The 16,788-nt window shown below is 68.9% G+C and carries 18 protein-coding genes; 2 read left to right on the top strand and 16 right to left on the bottom strand.

Translation table 11 applies throughout. The features are described from left to right. The 8 genes from HHL15_RS16800 to HHL15_RS16765 form a co-directional block, all read right to left on the bottom strand. Positions 1-453: DUF1302 family protein (locus HHL15_RS16800; RefSeq protein WP_169146945.1), on the bottom strand; the 453-nt coding region annotated here is incomplete at its 3' end. A 30-nt stretch (positions 454-483) separates the two neighbouring features. Continuing rightward, positions 484-1,872 carry a DUF1329 domain-containing protein gene (locus HHL15_RS16795; protein WP_169146944.1) on the bottom strand — a complete coding sequence of 463 codons (1,389 nt, stop codon included), beginning with the start codon at positions 1,870-1,872 and terminating at the stop codon, positions 484-486. A 36-nt stretch (positions 1,873-1,908) separates the two neighbouring features. Continuing rightward, entirely contained in the window at positions 1,909-2,349 is a 441-nt protein-coding gene (locus tag HHL15_RS16790; RefSeq protein ID WP_169146943.1) for a cytochrome c family protein, read from the bottom strand. 2 nt (positions 2,350-2,351) lie between these two features. After that, positions 2,352-2,915, bottom strand: a complete 564-nt coding sequence (locus HHL15_RS16785; RefSeq protein ID WP_169146942.1) for a c-type cytochrome — start codon at positions 2,913-2,915, stop codon at positions 2,352-2,354. A gap of 2 nt (positions 2,916-2,917) precedes the next feature. Next, entirely contained in the window at positions 2,918-3,460 is a 543-nt protein-coding gene (locus HHL15_RS16780; RefSeq protein WP_169146941.1) for a methylamine dehydrogenase light chain, read from the bottom strand. Between the two features lie 43 nt (positions 3,461-3,503). Next, the gene (gene mauD / locus HHL15_RS16775; RefSeq protein WP_169146940.1) at positions 3,504-4,094 is read right to left on the bottom strand and encodes a methylamine dehydrogenase accessory protein MauD; all 591 of its coding nucleotides are present in this window, start codon (positions 4,092-4,094) and stop codon (positions 3,504-3,506) included. Further along, positions 4,091-4,642, bottom strand: a complete 552-nt coding sequence (locus tag HHL15_RS16770) for a MauE/DoxX family redox-associated membrane protein (RefSeq protein WP_169146939.1) — start codon at positions 4,640-4,642, stop codon at positions 4,091-4,093. Before HHL15_RS16770 ends, mauD begins: the two co-directional genes overlap by 4 nt. Then, positions 4,642-5,793 (bottom strand): amine dehydrogenase large subunit, encoded by a 1,152-nt coding sequence (locus tag HHL15_RS16765; protein ID WP_206198822.1) that lies wholly within the window; start codon positions 5,791-5,793, stop codon positions 4,642-4,644. The genes HHL15_RS16770 and HHL15_RS16765 overlap by 1 nt, the downstream gene beginning before the upstream one ends. Positions 5,794-6,102: 309 nt before the next feature. On the opposite strand from HHL15_RS16765, the gene HHL15_RS16760 reads away from it, so the two are divergent. Then, a complete protein-coding gene (locus HHL15_RS16760; RefSeq protein ID WP_169146938.1) occupies positions 6,103-7,149 on the top strand; it encodes a helix-turn-helix domain-containing protein in 1,047 nt (348 codons plus the stop codon). A 63-nt stretch (positions 7,150-7,212) separates the two neighbouring features. Here HHL15_RS16760 and HHL15_RS16755 read toward each other — a convergent pair whose 3' ends face one another. After that, complete coding sequence (locus HHL15_RS16755) at positions 7,213-7,659, bottom strand: SRPBCC family protein (RefSeq protein ID WP_169146937.1); 447 nt, start codon at positions 7,657-7,659, stop codon at positions 7,213-7,215. 162 nt (positions 7,660-7,821) lie between these two features. Here HHL15_RS16755 and HHL15_RS16750 point away from each other — a divergent pair, with 162 nt between their 5' ends. Beyond that, entirely contained in the window at positions 7,822-8,961 is a 1,140-nt protein-coding gene (locus HHL15_RS16750; RefSeq protein ID WP_169146936.1) for an ABC transporter substrate-binding protein, read from the top strand. 9 nt (positions 8,962-8,970) lie between these two features. On the opposite strand, the gene HHL15_RS16745 is transcribed toward HHL15_RS16750, so the two are convergent. From HHL15_RS16745 to HHL15_RS16715, 7 genes are all read right to left on the bottom strand, one after another. Then, the gene (locus HHL15_RS16745) at positions 8,971-9,600 is read right to left on the bottom strand and encodes a LysE family translocator (RefSeq protein WP_169146955.1); all 630 of its coding nucleotides are present in this window, start codon (positions 9,598-9,600) and stop codon (positions 8,971-8,973) included. Positions 9,601-9,639: 39 nt separating this feature from the next. Further along, complete coding sequence (locus tag HHL15_RS16740) at positions 9,640-10,899, bottom strand: MFS transporter (RefSeq protein ID WP_235943443.1); 1,260 nt, start codon at positions 10,897-10,899, stop codon at positions 9,640-9,642. Between the two features lie 161 nt (positions 10,900-11,060). Then, positions 11,061-11,831: a class II aldolase/adducin family protein gene (locus tag HHL15_RS16735; RefSeq protein WP_169146935.1), complete on the bottom strand. Its 771-nt coding sequence runs from the start codon at positions 11,829-11,831 to the stop codon at positions 11,061-11,063. Positions 11,832-11,858: 27 nt separating this feature from the next. After that, positions 11,859-12,896 carry a TRAP transporter substrate-binding protein gene (locus HHL15_RS16730; protein ID WP_169146934.1) on the bottom strand — a complete coding sequence of 346 codons (1,038 nt, stop codon included), beginning with the start codon at positions 12,894-12,896 and terminating at the stop codon, positions 11,859-11,861. Positions 12,897-13,015: 119 nt separating this feature from the next. Then, a complete protein-coding gene (locus tag HHL15_RS16725; RefSeq protein WP_169146933.1) occupies positions 13,016-14,089 on the bottom strand; it encodes an AraC family transcriptional regulator in 1,074 nt (357 codons plus the stop codon). A 35-nt stretch (positions 14,090-14,124) separates the two neighbouring features. Then, complete coding sequence (locus HHL15_RS16720; protein ID WP_169146932.1) at positions 14,125-15,318, bottom strand: multidrug effflux MFS transporter; 1,194 nt, start codon at positions 15,316-15,318, stop codon at positions 14,125-14,127. Next, positions 15,315-16,769, bottom strand: a complete 1,455-nt coding sequence (locus HHL15_RS16715; protein WP_169146931.1) for an NAD-dependent succinate-semialdehyde dehydrogenase — start codon at positions 16,767-16,769, stop codon at positions 15,315-15,317. The genes HHL15_RS16720 and HHL15_RS16715 overlap by 4 nt, the downstream gene beginning before the upstream one ends. Positions 16,770-16,788 lie beyond the last annotated feature (19 nt).

Genomic DNA, 16,788 nt, shown 5'->3' with positions numbered 1-16,788 from the left:
CGCCTTGAAGGACAGGTCTTCCTTCGCGTCGTCGGTGAGGCTGCCGACGCCAGGCGGGTTGCCGCCGCTGACGTAGCCGGAGGTGTGCGGTGCGGCAAAATCCTTCAGCCAGCTCACCCGGGCCATGAACTTGACGTCCTCGGGCATCTTGAGGAGCAGCTCGTGGGTGCCCTTGAGGTAATTGGTGAAGGTGTCGCCGCGGCCGTAGTTGAGGTTGCCCTGGTCGCCCAGGCCGCTGATGGCCTCGGTACAGCCCCCCGGCGCACCGGCGCTGGGCGAGCCCTTGAGCACCAGGTTGCGGGCCGGGCCTTCGGCACGGATGCCGATGCCGACGGAAATGGTGGAGTCGAAACTGCCGGAGACGCTCTCACCCTGGAAGGTGAAGGCGGCGGCATGGCCTGCGAAGCCGCTCAGCAAGGCAAGTGCGATCGGCTTGATGGTGATCCTGTTCATGATCCGGTCCTCCCGAATATCGATTCCGGATCAGCGGTCGCTGATCGCGCGCAGGTTGTCTGAGGTGTAGAAGGCGGACTTGTAGCGCGGGCTGTTGCCTTCGGTGACCCACTGGATGTCCTTGCCGGTGCCGGCGGCATGCAGGTCGAACACGTAGCGGCCTTCGCTCAGGTTGTACTGGGCAAAGCCGGCCACGTCGCAGGTGCCGGTCTCATACACGGGGATCAGGTAGCCCTCGCGGTGCTTCCAGATCTTGCCCTGGGCGTCGTAATCGTCGGCGGCCACCAGGTTCCAGCTGTCCTCGTCGAGGTAGAAGCTGCGCTTGGGCGCCACGTGGCGGGCACCGGACTTGACGGTGGCCTCGACCACCCACACCCGGTGCAGCTCGTAGCGCCGGTGGGACGGATTGACGGAGCCGGCCTGGGCGATGTCGTCGAACTTGGCGTCGAAGTCATACTCACCGAAGCTGTTGTAGGGCACGTAGATCTCCTTCTTGCCCAGCAGCTTCCAGTCGAAGCGGTCGAGGGTGCCGTTGAACACGGCCGGCTCGTCCAGGGTGTACTGGTTCTCGAAGCCGATCTGCGGCGCGTCGTAGGCGTAGGTGGGCATGCGCCGCACCCGGCGCTGGCCGGTGAAGTAATAGAAGGTCTCGCTGCCCGGCTGGTCGAGGAAGGTGGTCAGGGTGAAGGCCTGGCCGGCCAGCGCGGTGGGGGTGTTGTAGAGCAGGTAGGTGTAGTACTCCACGTCCGGCAGCTTGGAGAGCGGCTTGCTGCCCTTGGCGCCCCACGGGAAGAAGAAGGTCTGCTCGTTGCTGGCCTTGATCCACTCGTCCGAGCCCTTGCGCGGCGACACGGCGGTGATGGAGTTCTTGTACTCGACGGCCACGCCGCGGTAGCGCATCTTGGCGTTCCACATGGCCTGGGCGCCGTTCTCCGGGAAGGGGAAGGGATAGCCCGGCACATTGGCCTCCTTGAGGCTCCAGCCGTCGTCGCCGAGCTTGGCGAAGCCGACGTTCTTGCGCGTGTTGTCGGCGACGAAGTCGGGCACGCCACAGTTGCGGTGGGTCGGGTACACGTCCATGCGGTAGCCCTTGACCTGCTTGATGGTGGCCACCTGGCCCGGGGTCAGCTTGTCGGCGTACTTGGCCACGTTGCCGGCGTCGATCGAGAACAGGGGCTTCTCGCCCTTGTGGGCCCAGGCGGCGCCGCGGTTCTTGCCATAGGCCCAGCCGGCTGCCGGGGTTTCCTTGCCGCCCCAGGCCGGGATGCTGCCGTCCTTGCTGGCGGCCTTCTCGCCACCGGCAGGGGTCAGGTCCTTGCCGAGCCGCGACGGATCCTCGGCGCCGTGGGCGGCGAAGCTCACACCGAGGGCCAGCACCAGGGCGAGAGGCCGCCCGGCGCGCATGTTGAGTCTGTTCATCTGCGTTCTCCTGTGGGAATCGATGGAGCGTTCAGCTCATCGGATAGCGAAGCCATCGGCCTGGAGCCGATCGACCAGTTGTGCCCGGGTGCCCGGCGCGTCGTGGAAAGGGGTGTGCCGCAGACGGGCGACTTCGCGCTCCGTGTAGGGCTGGAAATCGGCGGGGACCTGGTCGCGGCTGAAGGCGAACACCATCCAGTTGAGCAGGGCCGCGGTGTCGGCGTGGCCGAGGGGCGAGTTGGCGGTGCCCGGCACCTGGACCAGGAAGTCCCGGCCGGCGGGCAGCCTCAGGAAATGCCCCACCGCGTTGCGCATGTCGGGAATGCCCGCCTTCGGCGCCCCGCTGCCGTCCATCTGGTGGCAGCCGGCGCAGTGCATCTGGTAGTCCCGCCGGGGGCCGGAGGCTTGCACGGGCAGGCCTGCCAGCAGCATGCCGAGGGCCACGGAAAAGACGGCGAGGCGCTTGCGGGCGGTCATGCTCAGCCGCCCTTCTTCACCGCCGGGCCGCCCCCAAGGGGAAGAGCCGCCCCCTCGGGGGGCAGCGACCCGCGCAGCGGCTGAGCGTGGGGGCCACTCTTAAGCAGTGCGTCGATGCGCTCGCGCAGCTTGCGGTTGTCGCCGGCGGCCACCGGCTTGCCCTGCAGGGCGCCGATCTCGTCGGCGGCGTAGGGCTGGAAGCCGGCGGGCAGCAGCGCGCCGTTGAGGCCGGTGAGCAGGTAGTTCAGCACGGCGGCGGCTTCGGCATCGCTGAGGGCGGCCGTGGCGAAGGGCGGCATGGCGCCGTTGTAGCGCTGGCCCTTCGATTCGATGGGGCCGGACAGCCCGCCACGCAGCACCCGCGGGAGGTAGGCCCGGCCCTCCTCCACCTGCAGGCGCTGGCCCAAGGCCTCGGCCAGCGGAGGTGCAAAACCCGGGGAGCCGATGCCCCCCGGCTGGTGGCAGACGGCGCAGTGCTTGTCGAACAAGGCTTCGCCGGCATCGTCGCCGGCCATGGCGGCATGGCTGCCGAGCAGCGCCGCAAGGCTGAGGATCAGGCGGCGCATGGTCAGCTGCTCCCTTCCGGCAGGCCGACGATCAGCGCCGTGGTGCAGTGGAACACCGACGAATCGTTGGCCATGCACCAGTTGACGTCGTTGTGCAGGCCCAGCCGGTAGCCCGGGCGCTCGCCCTGGCTGGTGTTGCACATGCAGCGGCCGCAGGCGGTCTTGCCGCAGCAGTCGTTGTAGCTGATCAGGTAGTCCTTGCCGTCCACCGGGTTGCGGCAGGTGCCGACCCAGGCCACCTTGGACGGTTCGGTGCCCGGCGGGCAGGTGGACACCGTGCCGCCGCAGCAGGAACAGAGGTAGCCGTCCTGGGCGCAGTAGCGCCAGTAGTCGCAGGCGGTGTCGTCCTTGGCCTGCTTGCGCTTGGTGGCCTCGGCGGCGAAGGCCTGGCCGGTGCGGTCGAAGGGCAGCACCGGCAGGGCGAAGGCGCTGCCCACCATCAGCCCGCCGATGCGGGTCAGCGCACTGCGCCGGGAGCTGCGCCGGGCCACGCCGCGGCTGCTGCGCTCCGACCAGCGGTCGAGCCAGTTAGCGATGAAATCCATGATTGACTCCTGTGTCGGGTGCTCGGTTGGATGAAGCTGCCGTTCAGGCCTGCTGTTCGATGTAGTCCTGCACCGAGGCGACGGTCAGTTCCTTGGCGGTGAACAGGCTCTCCAGCTGCTCGCGGGAATTGACCAGACCCTTGGCGCTGACCCGGCCGCGCTCGTCGATCAGCACGGCGTAGGGCAGCTTGGCGATGCGGTAGGCCATGCCCAGCTCCTGCGACAGCACGTAGGGGAAGCCGCCCAGCCCGGCCTTGCCCACGAAGGCGCGGTGCTCGGGCTCCTCGCCGTCCGAGGCCAGCACCACGCGCAGCCAGGCCGCCTCGCTGCGGCTGGCGCTCTTGATGATGGGCAGCAGCTTCTTGCACACCGGGCAGGTCGGCGACACGAAGAACAGCAGGGTGCTGTGGGATTGCGCGCCACCGAGGCGGACTTCCGGCCCGGTGAGGCTGGGCAGGGTGAAGGCCGGCGCCAGCTCGCCGGCCTTGGGGCCGGTATCGAGCATCAGGGCGCCCATCGGGGCGACCCGCTCGAACAGCACGCCGATCTGGCGGGCCAGGGCGAACAGGCCGACGACGAGGGCCAGCAGGACGACCCACTGGAGAACATTGGAAACGATCAAGGCTTCGGTCATGACAGACTCCCGGTTTGCATGGATTCGGGCTGGTTGGCCAGCAGTTGGTTGAGGGCGGCGTAGAGGCCCGCCAGGGCCAGGGTCAGGGCCGCCACGCTGAGGAAATCGACCCACACCAGCGGACGCCCGTTGTCGACTGCGGCGGCCACCAGCACGCCACCGAGCAGGGCCCCGTTGCGCATCACCAGGGCCCACGACAGGCGCGGCTGGCTGTCTCCGCCGCAGCCGCATTCCAGGTTGCTGCGGCCGCGCAGGACGTTGATCAGGATGGCGGCGGTGGACAGGCCGAGCACGGCGAGGGGCAAGAGCATCCAGGGGCCGTCGGGGCGCAGCACCACCACCACGCCGGCTGCCGCCTCGAGCAGCGGGAAGAGCCCGGCGAAGGCGCCCACCGCGGCGGCGGGCAGCAGGTCGTAGAGCTCGACGGTGGCGCGGAACACCTCCCGGTCGGCCAGCTTGCGCCAGGCGCTGCTCAGCAGCAGGATCGCCAGCGCCGCCGCACAGGCGTGGCCGGGTACGGGGTCGAACATGATGGGCAGGGCATCCATCACTGCAGCTCCAGCTGGATCGGCGTCTCGCCGATGGTCTTCATGGTGCGCAGCGGGCGCGCCTTGGGCCCCGACACATCGAGCTGGACGATGCGGTTCTTCTCCACGTCGAGGGCGTACAGGCGGGGCGCGTCGCCGCGGCTGACCGTCAGCACACCCGCCTCGTGGCCGGGGATGCGTTCGACGCGTTTGCGGCTGGCCAGGTCGAAGGCCCAGATCTCCTTGGCCGGATTCTTGTGGCTGCCCTCCTCGCCCTTGTCGTGCATGCCGACGAACAGGCGCTTGCTGGCCTCGTGGATGGCCACCAGCTGGTAGCCGCCCGGGCGCCAGGCCTTCTTGGCATCGGCGGCGGACAGCAGCGACCAGGGCGGCAGGGCCCGCGCTTCCTCACCGGAGAGGTCCAGCTCATGCACCTTGCCGTGGTAGGAGACAAACACGAAGCGGCCGTCGATGCGGTCGAAATTGGTGAAGACCGGGTCCTGGTCGGGGTCGAAGAAGGGCGCGCTCTGCTTGCGGCTCAGCACCTTGCCGGCATCGTCGAGGCTCACGGTGAGCATCGAGCCGTTGCCGCACATGGCCGAGAAGCGCCCGCGGGTGGTCGGTGACGGATAGACCGACCAGCAGCCCGGCGTCTGCACTTCGGCCAGCACCTTGCGGGCCTGCAGATCCACCACCGTCACCGAGGTGGCCGGCGTGGCGTTCTGGACGAAGAGCAGGCGGCCGTCGGCCGAGGTCTGCAGCAGGTTGCGCGCTGCCATGGCCTGGGCGTGGCGGGTCGGGATGACGATCTCGCCCTTCCAGCTCAGGGTTTCGGCGTCGTGGATGTCCACCACGTCGGTGCGCTCGCCGTGGTTGAGGCGGGCGTAGTAGGTGGTGGCGACGTAGATTTCCTTGCGCTCGGGGGACAGGGCCACCGACGCCGAATAGCCGGTGGACACCACGCCCAGGTAGCGCTCGCTGTCACCGTCTACGATGTGCAGGCGCCCGTCGATCATGTGGTTGAACGCCGGGTCCACCAGGTACATGCGCTGGGGGGTGGGCGGCGCCATCTTCACCACCCCGGTGGTATCCAGTCCGACGGCGCCGGCCGCCAGGGACGACATCATCGTCAGCCCGGCCAGCCCTTTCAGCGCCCATGCGATTGCCTTCACGCTCTTCTCCTCTCTCTGTGGAATCCGGCTCCCACTCCGCGGTGGAGCGCGGCGAGCCGGTCAGGTCGAGGCCATTCTAGGAACGGGGATCAGGCGAGCGTTATCCGGAATCCGAAAATCACTAACAAATTAGTAACACCAGGATTGGGCACTCGGAGTAGGATTGCCCCACAAAAGTGCAGGACCAAAAAACGAGAGGAGACGACAGATGAAGACACACAGCCCTGCGGGGTCAGGGCGCGGAAATTGCATGCTGGAGACAGCTGCCGTTCGCAGTTTCCGTTCACCCCTGACCCGAGGCCGTAGACCATGATTTCCCCGCCGGGCAGCCCGACTGCCCCATCGTCATTGCAGCTGAGCGACGGCGCGTCCTTCACCGAGTACTGGGCCGAGGATGCCGAGGAGCAGTCCCGCTACCTGTCCGGCTGGGACCAGCGCTACGAGCAGCTGTCCCCGGGCCCGTTCAGGGGCCACACCTCGGAGGTGCAGTTCTCCAAGCTGCAGGTCTTCCGCGAGCGCAGCAATTGCAGCCTCCAGGAGACCTGCAGCGTCCGCAAGGACGCCCTGGTGATCGGCGTGCCGGTCGCCCTCGAGGGCCTCGGCTGGTGCAACGGCTGGGCGCTGGACGGTGACACCCTGCTGCTCCACCGACCCGGCGACGACGTGCTGCTGCGCACGCCGGCCAGCCTGGACCTGATCGCCGTCAGCCTGCCCTGGTCCGACCTGGTCCATCATGCGCGGGCGATCAATGGCGACGAGCTGCCGGCGGCCATCAGCCGCAGCGGCCAGGCCCTGCACGACCCGGCCCTGGCCCGGGAGATCCGCAGCTTCCTGCTGTCGGTGCTGGACAGCATCAGCGCATCGCCGGCCATCCTCAATTATGCGGCGGTCCGGCAGGGCCTGAAGGAAGGCGTGCTCAATACGGTGATATCCGTTATTGGCAACGCGCCCCCCCAGAATGCCGCCCCGCGCACCTCGAAGGGGCGCCAGGCGCTGATCCTGCGCGCCATGGATTACATGCGTTCGCGGATCGGCGAACCCATCCCCATCACCGACCTGTGCGCCGCCCTGTGCGTGTCCCAGCGCACCCTGCAGTACTGCTTCGAGGAAGTCCTGCAGACCAACCCGGTGGCCTACCTCAAGGCGCTGCGCCTGAACGGCGTGCGCAAGGAGCTCAAGCGCGGCCGGCCCGCCGAGATCACCGTCCAGGACATCGCCGCGCGCTGGGGCTTCTGGCACCTGTCGCGCTTTGCCCAGGAGTACCGGCTGATGTTCGGTGAGCTGCCGTCGGACACCCTGCGCTCGGAGCGCGGCCTGCCGCCCGCGGCCAGACCGGCCACTGAACGGCCTCACTGAACGGCTCCACCGAGCTGCCGACCGGGCAGCCCCCGGGGCCGCGCACAGGCCCTGGGCCCGGCTTCAGCCCGGGATCTCGGCCTCGACCAGCTGGGCGAGCAGCTGCAGGGATTCCTGCCAGCCCATGTAACAGGCTTCTGGGGGAATCATCTCCGGGATCCCTTCCTGCACCACCTCCATCTCGGTGCCGCAGAACACCTGCCGCAGGGTGACGGTGGTCTGCATCTCGCCGGGCAGGTTCGGGTCGTCGAAGCTGGCGCTATAGCGCAGCTTCGCGGCCGGCACCAGCTCGCGGTAGGTGCCGCCGAAGCTGTGGGCATGCCCGGTATTGAGGTTGGTGAAGGACATCCGGTAGTGCCCGCCCACCTGCGCATCCATCTCGTGGACGCGGCCGGTGAAGCCATGCGGCGGCAGCCACTTGGCCATCGCATCCGGGTTGAGGAAGGCGCGGTAGATCCGCTCCGGCGGTGCCCGCAGCACGCGGTGCAGACGGATGGTGTGGGTGCTCATGATGGACTCCGGTGACGAGGACGAGCCTCAGCTTATACGATCACGGGTAGCTCCCGGGCAACTGCCGCAGCAGCCGGAAAAGGGGAACTACCCAAGCCATACCATTGACATCAAATTGCCGCTCCCGTAAGGTCCGCGGGCTATTATTTCAAATGGGTAGGCATGAACACACCGCTCCCCCGCCGCAGCTTTCTCGCTGCGGCTTCCCTGCTCCTGGCCGCGCCCTTCCGGCGCCTCCACGCCAGCGAAAGCCACCCGCCCATCCTGATCGGCCAGACGGTCGTCGAGTCCGGCCCCCTCGCTTCCCTGTCGCGCCAGCCCCTGCAGGGCATCCGCGCCCTGATCGAGTCGGTCAATGCCCAGGGCGGCATCTTCGAGCGCAAGCTCGAGATCCTCCGCGCCGATGACGCCTACGACGCCGACAAGGCTGCCGCCAACGTCCGCCGCTTCGCCGACAAGGGAGCCCTGGCCATCCTCATGCCGATCGGCACCAACCCGTCGGCCGGCGCCCTCAAGGCCGCCAACGAGCTGCGCATCCCGCTGGTCGGCCCCTACTCGGGCGCCCGGCCGGTGGCCCGCTTCTCGCCCTACGGCTTCTCCCTGCGGATCAGCTACGAGGACGAATACCGGCGCCTGATCGAGTACATGCTGCCGCTGGGCATCAACCGCATCGCCTTTGCCTACCACGACACCGCGGGCCCGCGCGGCGCCATGGAAGCCAGCCGGGACATCCTCGCCCAGAAGGGCGTGACCCTGCTCGGCAGCACCGCGATCCGCCTCGACAACAGCGACGCCGCCGAGCGCGCCGCCGAGCTCGCACGGCTCAAGGCCGATGCCATCCTCATGTGCCTCACCACCGAGGGCGCCAGCAGGTTCATCAGCGGCTACAAGGCCGCCGGCGGCAACTCCGGCTTTTATTCCTTCTCCTTCCTCAATGGCAGCGTGCCCCTGCGCGACATCGCCGAAGGCGCCAACGGGGTGATCATCTCCCAGGTCGTGCCCTTCCCCTGGAACACCACCCTGCCCATCGTCCGCGAATACCAGCAGGCCATGCGCAATGCCGGCATCGACGAGATCAGCCACGCCAGCCTGGAGGGCTACATCGCGGCAAAGGTCCTGGTGGAAGGCATCCGCCGCACCGGGCCGAAGCAGCTCCAGCCCGACAGCCTCAAGGCCACGCTGGAAGGCATGAACCGGGTGGACCTGGGCGGCTTCACCGTACGCTTCGGCAAGTCCATCCACGCCGGCTCGGACTTCTCCGAGATCAACCTGCTGCGCCGGGACGGCCGCTTCGTGAAATAGGCAGCCCCCTCAGGGCAGCACGAGATCCAGCAGCAGCTTGAGCCCGAGGGCCGTCATCACCGCCCCGGCGGCCCGGTCCAGCCACACCTTGGAGGCCAGGTAGCGGGCCCGCGGCGCCGCCGCCGACAGGGCCACGGCCACCACGCAATACCAGCCGGCCTCGATGAAGAAGACCAGCACCGGCACCGGCGCCACGCTCTGCCACGGCGCCCCGGGAGGCAGCAGGGAGGCGAAAACGGTGGTGTAGACCACCGCCGTCTTCGGGTTGCTGATCTGGGTGGCGAAGCCGATCGAGAACGAGCGCCAGCGCGTCCGCGGCGCGCCCTGCCCACCCGCCGCGTCGATCACCAGGGGCTTGGGGGCATCACGCCAGATGCGGTAACCCATATGGCACAGGTAGGCCCCGCCGGCGGCCTTCATCAGCAGGTAGAGCAGCGGCACGGCGGCGAACACCAGCAGCAGCCCGAACAGCGCCAGCACCGCAAAACCGATGGCCCCGAAGCCCATGCCCAGGGCCACCGCCAGCGCGTCCTGGCGCGAGATGGCCAGGGCCGTGCGGGCCACCACCAGGAAACTGGGCCCCGGGCTCACCGCCCCCATGGCAATGGCCAGGGCGATGGCCGGAATGACAACCGACATCTCCACGAATGCTCTCCTTGAACTCGATCCGCGGTGGCCTCAGCCGGCCGCCGCGTCGTGCTCGGCGACATGGCCGGCCAGGCGTTCGCGCCGTGTCTGCAAGAAGACCACGAAGGCCAGCAGCAGCACCCCTTCGAGGATCATCGTGCGGCCGGGCCCGATGGCGGTGGCGATGAAGCCGGCCAGCAGGCCGCCGAGCGCGTCGAAGCCGAAGCGCCCCGAGGTGAAGAACGACACGATGCGGCCGCGCAGGCGGTCTGGCGCCATGCTCTGCAGGAGCATGTTGATGCCCACATTGCACACCGAGATGCCGAAGCCCAGCGCCACCATGGCCGCCATCGCCACCGGCAGCAGGCGGGTCCAGCCGAAGGCCAGCAGGGCCACGGCGCTCACCGTGGTGCCGAGGCTGATCGCCCCGATCAGGCCCGGGATAGAGCGCCGGGTGGCCAGAAAGACCGTGGATCCGAAAGCCCCGCAGCCGGCGGCGCCCCACAGCAGGCCGAGGGTGCGCGCGTCACCGGCAAACACGTCGGCGGCGAACACCGGCAGCAGCACGGCATAGGCCGAGGCGGTCAGGTTGAGGGCCATCAGCACGGTGATCAGCATGCGCACCGGCCAGGTGTGCCAGGCGTAGGCCAGTCCCTCCTTGAAGACATCCCCCACCGAGCCTTCGGCACGCGGCGTGCCGGCCACCTTGACCCGCGCCACGGCGACGAACAGGGCCACGAAGGTCAGGGCATTGAGGGCGAAGCAGGCCGCCTCCGAGGTGAGGCCCAGCAGCAGGCCCGCCACCGGCGGACCGATGAAACGCCCGGTGTTGAAGAGCATGGCATTGAGGGCCAGGGCATTCGGCAGGTCTTCCCGGCGCTCCACGAAGACGCTGATCAGCGACTGGCGCAGCGGCGTGTCGAAGGCATTGCACACCCCCAGGCACACCGCCATGAAGATCAGCAGGCCCGGCCCCACCCAGCCCAGCCAGGTCAGCCCCGCCAGCACCAGGGCCTGGGCGGCGAGCAGGCCCTGCACCCGCATCAGCCACTTGCGCTTGTCGTGCTTGTCGATCCACGCCCCTGCCAGCGGCCCGACCAGCAGCTGGGGGATCAGCGCGGCAAACGAGGTGATGCCCAGCAGCGCCGCCGACCCGGTGATGCGATAGACCAGCCAGGCCATCGCCACCTGCTGGATCCACGAGCCGAGGATGGACACCGCCTGGCCGAGGAAATAAAGGCGGAAATTGCGGTGCTCCAGGGCGCGCATGCCGGCGGGCAGGCGCAAGGGTGATGCAGAAGACTTGGGCATTGAGGCAGCGGTACGGGTGTGCGGCAGGGTGGCGACGAGGTAGCCGACGGGGCGGCGATGACTTCGCTAATATATTAATCGTTCCCGCCCCGGTCTGCCCACCCGGGCATTCCCGAACAGCCCGCGGGCCGACACGCCCCCGCGGGCCCGGGACGCTTGGCTCAGTGGCGGTAGGACGGATCGAGCCGGTCGACGATCCGGGTCAGGGCGGCCAAGGCATCTTCCCCGGCACCGAAGCGCGGATCGAAGTTGAGCGAGTCGGCCACGCATTTCTCGAGCACGGGCACCGGGATCTCCACCACCGGGCCCATGGACTGGGAGGCCAGCTGGATCTCGCAGGCCCGATTGACCAGCCACATCAGGGAGAAGGCCTGAGCCAGCGTGGCACCGATCACCACCGGGCCATGGTTGCGCAGCATCAATACCGGCTTGTCGCCTGCACTGCGGAGGATGCGCTCGCCCTCCTCCAGGTGCACCGTGATGCCCTCGAACTCATGCCAGGCCACCTTGCCGTAGAGCTGGGCCGCGTAGAAGTTGCTGTACGACAGGCCGTCCTTGAGGCAGCACACGGCCTGGGTCGGGGTGGTGTGCACATGCATCACGCAATGGCCGTCCGCCACCTTGTCGTGGATCGCAGAATGAAAGGTGAACCCCGCCGGATTGATGGGCCAGTCGGAATGACCGATCAGCCGGCCCTCGATGTCCACCTTGACCAGGTTGGAGGCGCAGACATCCGAGTAGTGCAGCCCGAAGGGGTTGATCAGGAAATGCTTGTCAGGCCCCGGCACGCGCAGCGAGATGTGGTTGTAGATCAGCTCGTCCCATCCCAGGTGGGCGAAGATCCGGTAGACACGGGCGAGGCGGACCCGCGCGTCCCATTCGGCGGCGCTGAAGCGCTCGGGGTGATCGTAGTAGGTGCTTTTGAAAGTCATGGTCATGGTCCTGTTGCGGGGGTGGAGTCAGCGGAGCGATTTGGCGGCGGCTTCCCGCGCGGCGGCGATGAGGGCTTCGCCGTTGATGTTGCGGGCCCGTGCGTCGGCCAGCCATTCCGTCTGGACGACCGCGGTGCGCTTGAGCAGGATCTCGTACTGCCCGGCCTCCATCACCGTCAGGGTGTGGCCAGGGAGGCTGCGGATGCGGTTGCGGGCGATGGTTGAGGCGTCGTCCCAGGCCTTGCCGTAGCGCTCCACCAGGGGCTCGCCGGAATTCCGGTCAACAATGGCCTTGAGGTCGGCGGGCAGCGCGTCGTACTTCTGCTTGTTCATGAGCAGCACCAGCACGGTGGCGCCCATGGCGGGACGATCCGCCGGGCTTTCCAGGTGGTGGCGGGTTACCTCATCCAGCTTGGTCGGCAACAGCACCTCCCACACCGCCGAAGCCCCATCGACCACCCCCTTGGCGATCGCCTCGGTCACCTGCGCCGGCGGCATCGCCACCGGCGTGGCCCCCAGCGCGGTAAGGGTGCGCGCAATGCTGCGGTTGGGGGAGCGGAGCTTGACGCCCTTGAAGTCGTCCGGCCCCGCCAGCCGCTTCGAGGCGGTGTGTATGTTCATGCCGCCGTCGCCATGCATGGCGAGCACCTTGTAATCCTTGTATTCCTCCTTCAGATGCTGCCCGTAGAAGGCCCAGATCGCCCGCCCGCCGGCCACGCCCCCCAGGGGCAGGATGCCCGGCAGCTCCAGGGCCTCGGTGCGGGGGAAGCGCCCCGGCGAGTAACCGGGCGCCGTCCACACGATGTCCGCCACACCGTTCCTGACCTGGTCCGCCAGCTGGGCCGGCGTGCCGCCGAGCTGCATCGAGGGGAAGAAAGCGCACCTGATGCGCCCACCCGACTGGCGCCCGAGCTCGGCGCACCAGGGCTCGAGGATCGCCTTCTGGGCAGACGCCACGGCGGGCAGGAAATGGGCAATCCGGAAAGTCACGTCCTGGGCCTGGACAGGCTGGACGACGGTCCACAGGCTCAGGGCGAGCAGGCCGGTTCTGAATGATGTTCGCATGGGGATCTCCTCCTTGTTGTTTGCGCGGCGGGCATCCAGCCCGCCGGCCAATCATAGGAAGGAGGTTCTGCCGTCACTATCCGGATCCAGCCCCCGCAGATCCGGATCCGGCGGATTCGTCAGCGCAGGGCGGCGCGGCGGGCGGTCTCCGAGGGGAGCTCGCCGAAATGCCGGCGATAGTCCGCTGCGAAGCGACCGAAATGGCTGAAGCCCCAGCGCAGGGCCAGCTCGGAGATCCCGCCGGGGGGCAGACCGCCATCCAGATCCCGCCGCACGCCTTCCAGGCGGACCTGCCGCAGGAAGTTCATCGGCGTACCGCCCCGCGCGGCGCGGAAGCCCTCGCTCAGGCTACGCACGCAGCACCCCGCCGCCGCCGCAATGAGGCTCAGGTTCAGGGGTTCGGCAGCATGGCTGCGGATGTACTCTTCGGCCCGCCGGACATGGCGGGGCGCCAGCGTGCGGGCCGGACGACGCAGGGCCGCGCTGTAGTTGTGCTCATGCTCGAACAACAGGTGCAGCAGGATTGTCTCCTCGATGCTGGCAAGCATGGGCTCGGGCATCGCGCGCCCCCCCAGGCCGCCCGCTCCTCCGACCCCATGCCCGGCATAGGCCAGCAGCACCTGGAGCATGCTCATCCAGCGCGCCGGGAGCTCACCCTGGCTCGGGCAGAAGGGCGCGAACACCAGCGGGCGGCCGAGGGGCTGACCGAGGAGGCTGGCGCAGCGCGCCTCGATGACGGCCTGCTCGATGCGCACATGACAACGCTCGCTGTCGTGGCTGAAATGCTTGCTCACCGCCTGGCCGGCCGAATCGACCACGATGAAGCCCGGCCCGCCCTCGGCCGTGGCGCCCGGCGTCCGGACCCGCGAGAAACCGCGCAGCTGGGTGGTCACCAGCACGAAGGGGCGGTCGCCCGACTGCTCGATCTCGACCTCCGCGCCAAAGGCCAGCGACGCCAGCCCGAGGCGCCCGACCCGGGTCCGCAGGAAGCGCATCCGGAAGTCGCTCCGCCCTCCCGTGAGATGCAGACGGTGGGTGTTATAGGCCCCCGACAGATGGCTGGAGGCCTCGTCCAGGTCCTCGCTCAGCAGGCGCTCGGCGCTGCTGCCGAGGGCCTGCTCGACGCACAGGCCGAGACGCAGGGCCTCGGAAAATGGATGCGGGGCGGCATCCTGGCATGCAAGCATGTTCATTTCGTCCATCCTCCATGAAATGCGGGGGGCCGTGCTCAGGGCGGAACAACCTTCCACCGGAACAGCAACCACCCGGCCACCGCCATCAGCGAGACGGCCAGGATCACCCAGGCCATCGCCCGGCCCGCAGGATCGTGAAGATAACTGACCGCCGCGCTGGCCAGCATGCCCAGGCCGAACTGCCCCGCCCCGAAGAGGGCGGCGGCGGCACCGCTGTTCTGTGGATAACGGGCCATCAGCAGCCCGACGCAATTGGCGCCGAGCAGGCCGGTCATGGACACCACCACGAACAGCCCCGCCATCACCGCCGGCACATGGCCCGCAGTACTGCTGGCCAGAAGGGCCAGGGCACCCAGCAGCCCCAGCAGCACCCCCGCGCCAACCATCGCGCGTGGCCCCCGGGAACGCACCAGGCGGCTGTTCACGTAATTGGCGCAGAAGATGCCAATCGCGTTGGCCGCGAAGACCAGGCTGAACGCCATCGGCGAGAAATGCTGCAACTCGATGAAATAGAAGGGGCCACCCGTGATGTAGGCGAACATGGCCGCGAAGGACATGCCCCCCGCCAGCAGCAGCCCGAGGGCCACCGGATCGCGCAGCAGCTGCCCGTAGGCCGCGAAAGCTCCGCCCAGGGACAGCCCGCCACGGCGGCTCGCCGGCAGGGTCTCCGGCAGACGCAGGCCAACCACCACAAGGCTCAGACCGCCCCACACCAGCAAGGCCACGAAGGTGCCGCGCCAGCCGCAGACATCGAGCAACAGGCTGCCGAGCAGCGGCGCCAGCAGAGGCGCCACCGCCGTCACCATGGCCATCAGCGACAGGCGGCGGATGGCCTCGGTCGGCGCATACACATCCCGCACCACGGCCCGGGCCAGCACCGAGGCGGCCCCGCCACCCAGGGCCTGCAGGAAGCGCGCGACCAGCAACTGCTCGATGGCCATGGCCAGGGTGCAGGCCAGGCTGGCCACCACGAACAGCCCGATGCCACCGAGCAGCACCCGGCGCCGCCCGAAGCGGTCCGACAACGGCCCGTAGAACAGCATGCCGGCCGAGAAACCGGCCAGAAACACCGTGATGCTCAGCTGCACCGCCTCCACGCTGGTCGCCAAACCCTGCGCAATGGCCGGCAGGGCCGGCAGGTAGAGGTCGATGGAGAGCGGCCCGAAGGCCACCAGGGCGCCGAGGAGCAGGATCAGCCCGCCGCCCTGCGGCGCCGGGGCGCCGCTCACAGCCCGCCCAGGGCCAGGTACTTCACTTCCATGTACTCATCCAGGCCGTACTTGGAGCCCTCGCGGCCGGTGCCGGAGCACTTGACGCCGCCGAAGGGGGCCACCTCGGTGGAGATCAGGCCGGTGTTGATGCCGACCATGCCGTACTCCAGGCGGCGCGAGACGCGCCACACGCGGGCGTGGTCCTTCGAGTAGAAGTAGGCGGCCAGGCCGAACTCGGTGTCGTTGGCGATGGCGATGGCCTCGTCCTCGGTCTTGAAGCGGAACAGGGGGGCCACCGGGCCGAAGATCTCCTCCCGCGCCACCTCCATGTCGCGGCTCACGTCGGCCAGCACGGTGGGTTCGTACCAGGTGCCGCCGAGGGCATGGCGCTTGCCGCCGGAGACGACCCGGGCGCCCTTGGCGATGGCGTCCTCAACCAGGCTCTCCACCTTGGCGATGGCCGGCTCGTCGATCAGCGGGCCCTGGGTCACGCCCTCCTCCAGACCGCCGCCCACCTTCAGCAGGGCCACCGCGGCGGCGAGCTTTTCGGCGAACTGGTCGTAGACGCCGTCCTGCACCAGGAAGCGGTTGCTGCACACGCAGGTCTGCCCGGCGTTGCGGTACTTGGAGGCGATGGCGCCGGCCACCGCGGCGTCCAGGTCGGCGTCGTCGAAGACGATGAAGGGGGCGTTGCCGCCCAGCTCCAGGGACAGCTTCTTGATGGTGGGGGCGCACTGCGCCATGAGCAGGCGGCCGACCCCGGTGGAGCCGGTGAAGGTGAGCTTGCGCACTAGCGGGCTGCCGGTCATCACGCCGCCGATGGCGCTGGCGCGGCCGGTGACCACGCTGAACACCCCGGCCGGCACACCGGCGCGGGCTGCCAGCTCGGCCAGGGCGAGGGCCGACAAGGGGGTCTGCTCGGCCGGCTTTAGCACGATGGTGCAGCCGGCGGCGAGGGCCGGTGCCACCTTGCGGGTGATCATCGCCGAGGGGAAGTTCCACGGAGTGATGGCAGCGCAGACGCCGACCGGCTCCTTGGTGACGACGATCTGGCGGTCGCGGGCGGGCGAGGGAATCACGTCGCCATAGGCCCGGCGTGCTTCCTCGGCGAACCATTCGACGTAGGCCGCGGCGTAGGCGATCTCGCCCTTGGCCTCGGCCAGGGGCTTGCCCTGCTCCAGGGTCATGATGCGGGCCAGGTCGTCCTGGTGGGTCAGCATCAGGTCGAACCAGCGGCGCAGGATGCGCGCGCGCTCGGCGGCGGTGGTCTCGCGCCAGGTGGCGAAGGCCCGGTCGGCGGCCTGGAAGGCGCGCTCGGTCTCGGCGGCGCCGCAGCGCGGCACATGGGCGATCACCGCGCCACCGGCCGGGTTGGTCACCGGGAAGGTCTCGCCGCTGTCGGCGCCGACCCACTGGCCGTCGATGTAGCAGGCCTGCCGCAGCAGGGAGGGGTCCTTGAGGTCGAGCATGGGGCTGTCCTTGATGTGG

The sequence above is a fragment of the Zoogloea dura genome, assembly GCF_012927165.1.
In the GTDB taxonomy this organism is placed as follows: Bacteria; Pseudomonadota; Gammaproteobacteria; order Burkholderiales; family Rhodocyclaceae; genus Zoogloea; species Zoogloea dura.
This window is presented reverse-complemented; position numbering and strand designations above follow the sequence as displayed.

What these genes read in the sequence shown, in the direction of transcription:
- mauD (WP_169146940.1), bottom strand. Translation starts at nt 4,094, where the DNA reads ATGACCGAAGCCTTGATCGTTTCCAATGTTCTCCAGTGGGTCGTCCTG.
- HHL15_RS16715 (WP_169146931.1), bottom strand. Translation starts at nt 16,769, where the DNA reads ATGCTCGACCTCAAGGACCCCTCCCTGCTGCGGCAGGCCTGCTACATC.
- HHL15_RS16735 (WP_169146935.1), bottom strand. Translation starts at nt 11,831, where the DNA reads ATGACTTTCAAAAGCACCTACTACGATCACCCCGAGCGCTTCAGCGCC.
- HHL15_RS16725 (WP_169146933.1), bottom strand. Translation starts at nt 14,089, where the DNA reads ATGAACATGCTTGCATGCCAGGATGCCGCCCCGCATCCATTTTCCGAG.
- HHL15_RS16770 (WP_169146939.1), bottom strand. Translation starts at nt 4,642, where the DNA reads ATGGATGCCCTGCCCATCATGTTCGACCCCGTACCCGGCCACGCCTGT.
- HHL15_RS16760 (WP_169146938.1), top strand. Translation starts at nt 6,103, where the DNA reads ATGATTTCCCCGCCGGGCAGCCCGACTGCCCCATCGTCATTGCAGCTG.
- HHL15_RS16740 (WP_235943443.1), bottom strand. Translation starts at nt 10,899, where the DNA reads ATGCCCAAGTCTTCTGCATCACCCTTGCGCCTGCCCGCCGGCATGCGC.
- HHL15_RS16795 (WP_169146944.1), bottom strand. Translation starts at nt 1,872, where the DNA reads ATGAACAGACTCAACATGCGCGCCGGGCGGCCTCTCGCCCTGGTGCTG.
- HHL15_RS16780 (WP_169146941.1), bottom strand. Translation starts at nt 3,460, where the DNA reads ATGGATTTCATCGCTAACTGGCTCGACCGCTGGTCGGAGCGCAGCAGC.
- HHL15_RS16785 (WP_169146942.1), bottom strand. Translation starts at nt 2,915, where the DNA reads ATGCGCCGCCTGATCCTCAGCCTTGCGGCGCTGCTCGGCAGCCATGCC.
- HHL15_RS16750 (WP_169146936.1), top strand. Translation starts at nt 7,822, where the DNA reads ATGAACACACCGCTCCCCCGCCGCAGCTTTCTCGCTGCGGCTTCCCTG.
- HHL15_RS16745 (WP_169146955.1), bottom strand. Translation starts at nt 9,600, where the DNA reads ATGTCGGTTGTCATTCCGGCCATCGCCCTGGCCATTGCCATGGGGGCG.
- HHL15_RS16790 (WP_169146943.1), bottom strand. Translation starts at nt 2,349, where the DNA reads ATGACCGCCCGCAAGCGCCTCGCCGTCTTTTCCGTGGCCCTCGGCATG.
- HHL15_RS16755 (WP_169146937.1), bottom strand. Translation starts at nt 7,659, where the DNA reads ATGAGCACCCACACCATCCGTCTGCACCGCGTGCTGCGGGCACCGCCG.
- HHL15_RS16730 (WP_169146934.1), bottom strand. Translation starts at nt 12,896, where the DNA reads ATGCGAACATCATTCAGAACCGGCCTGCTCGCCCTGAGCCTGTGGACC.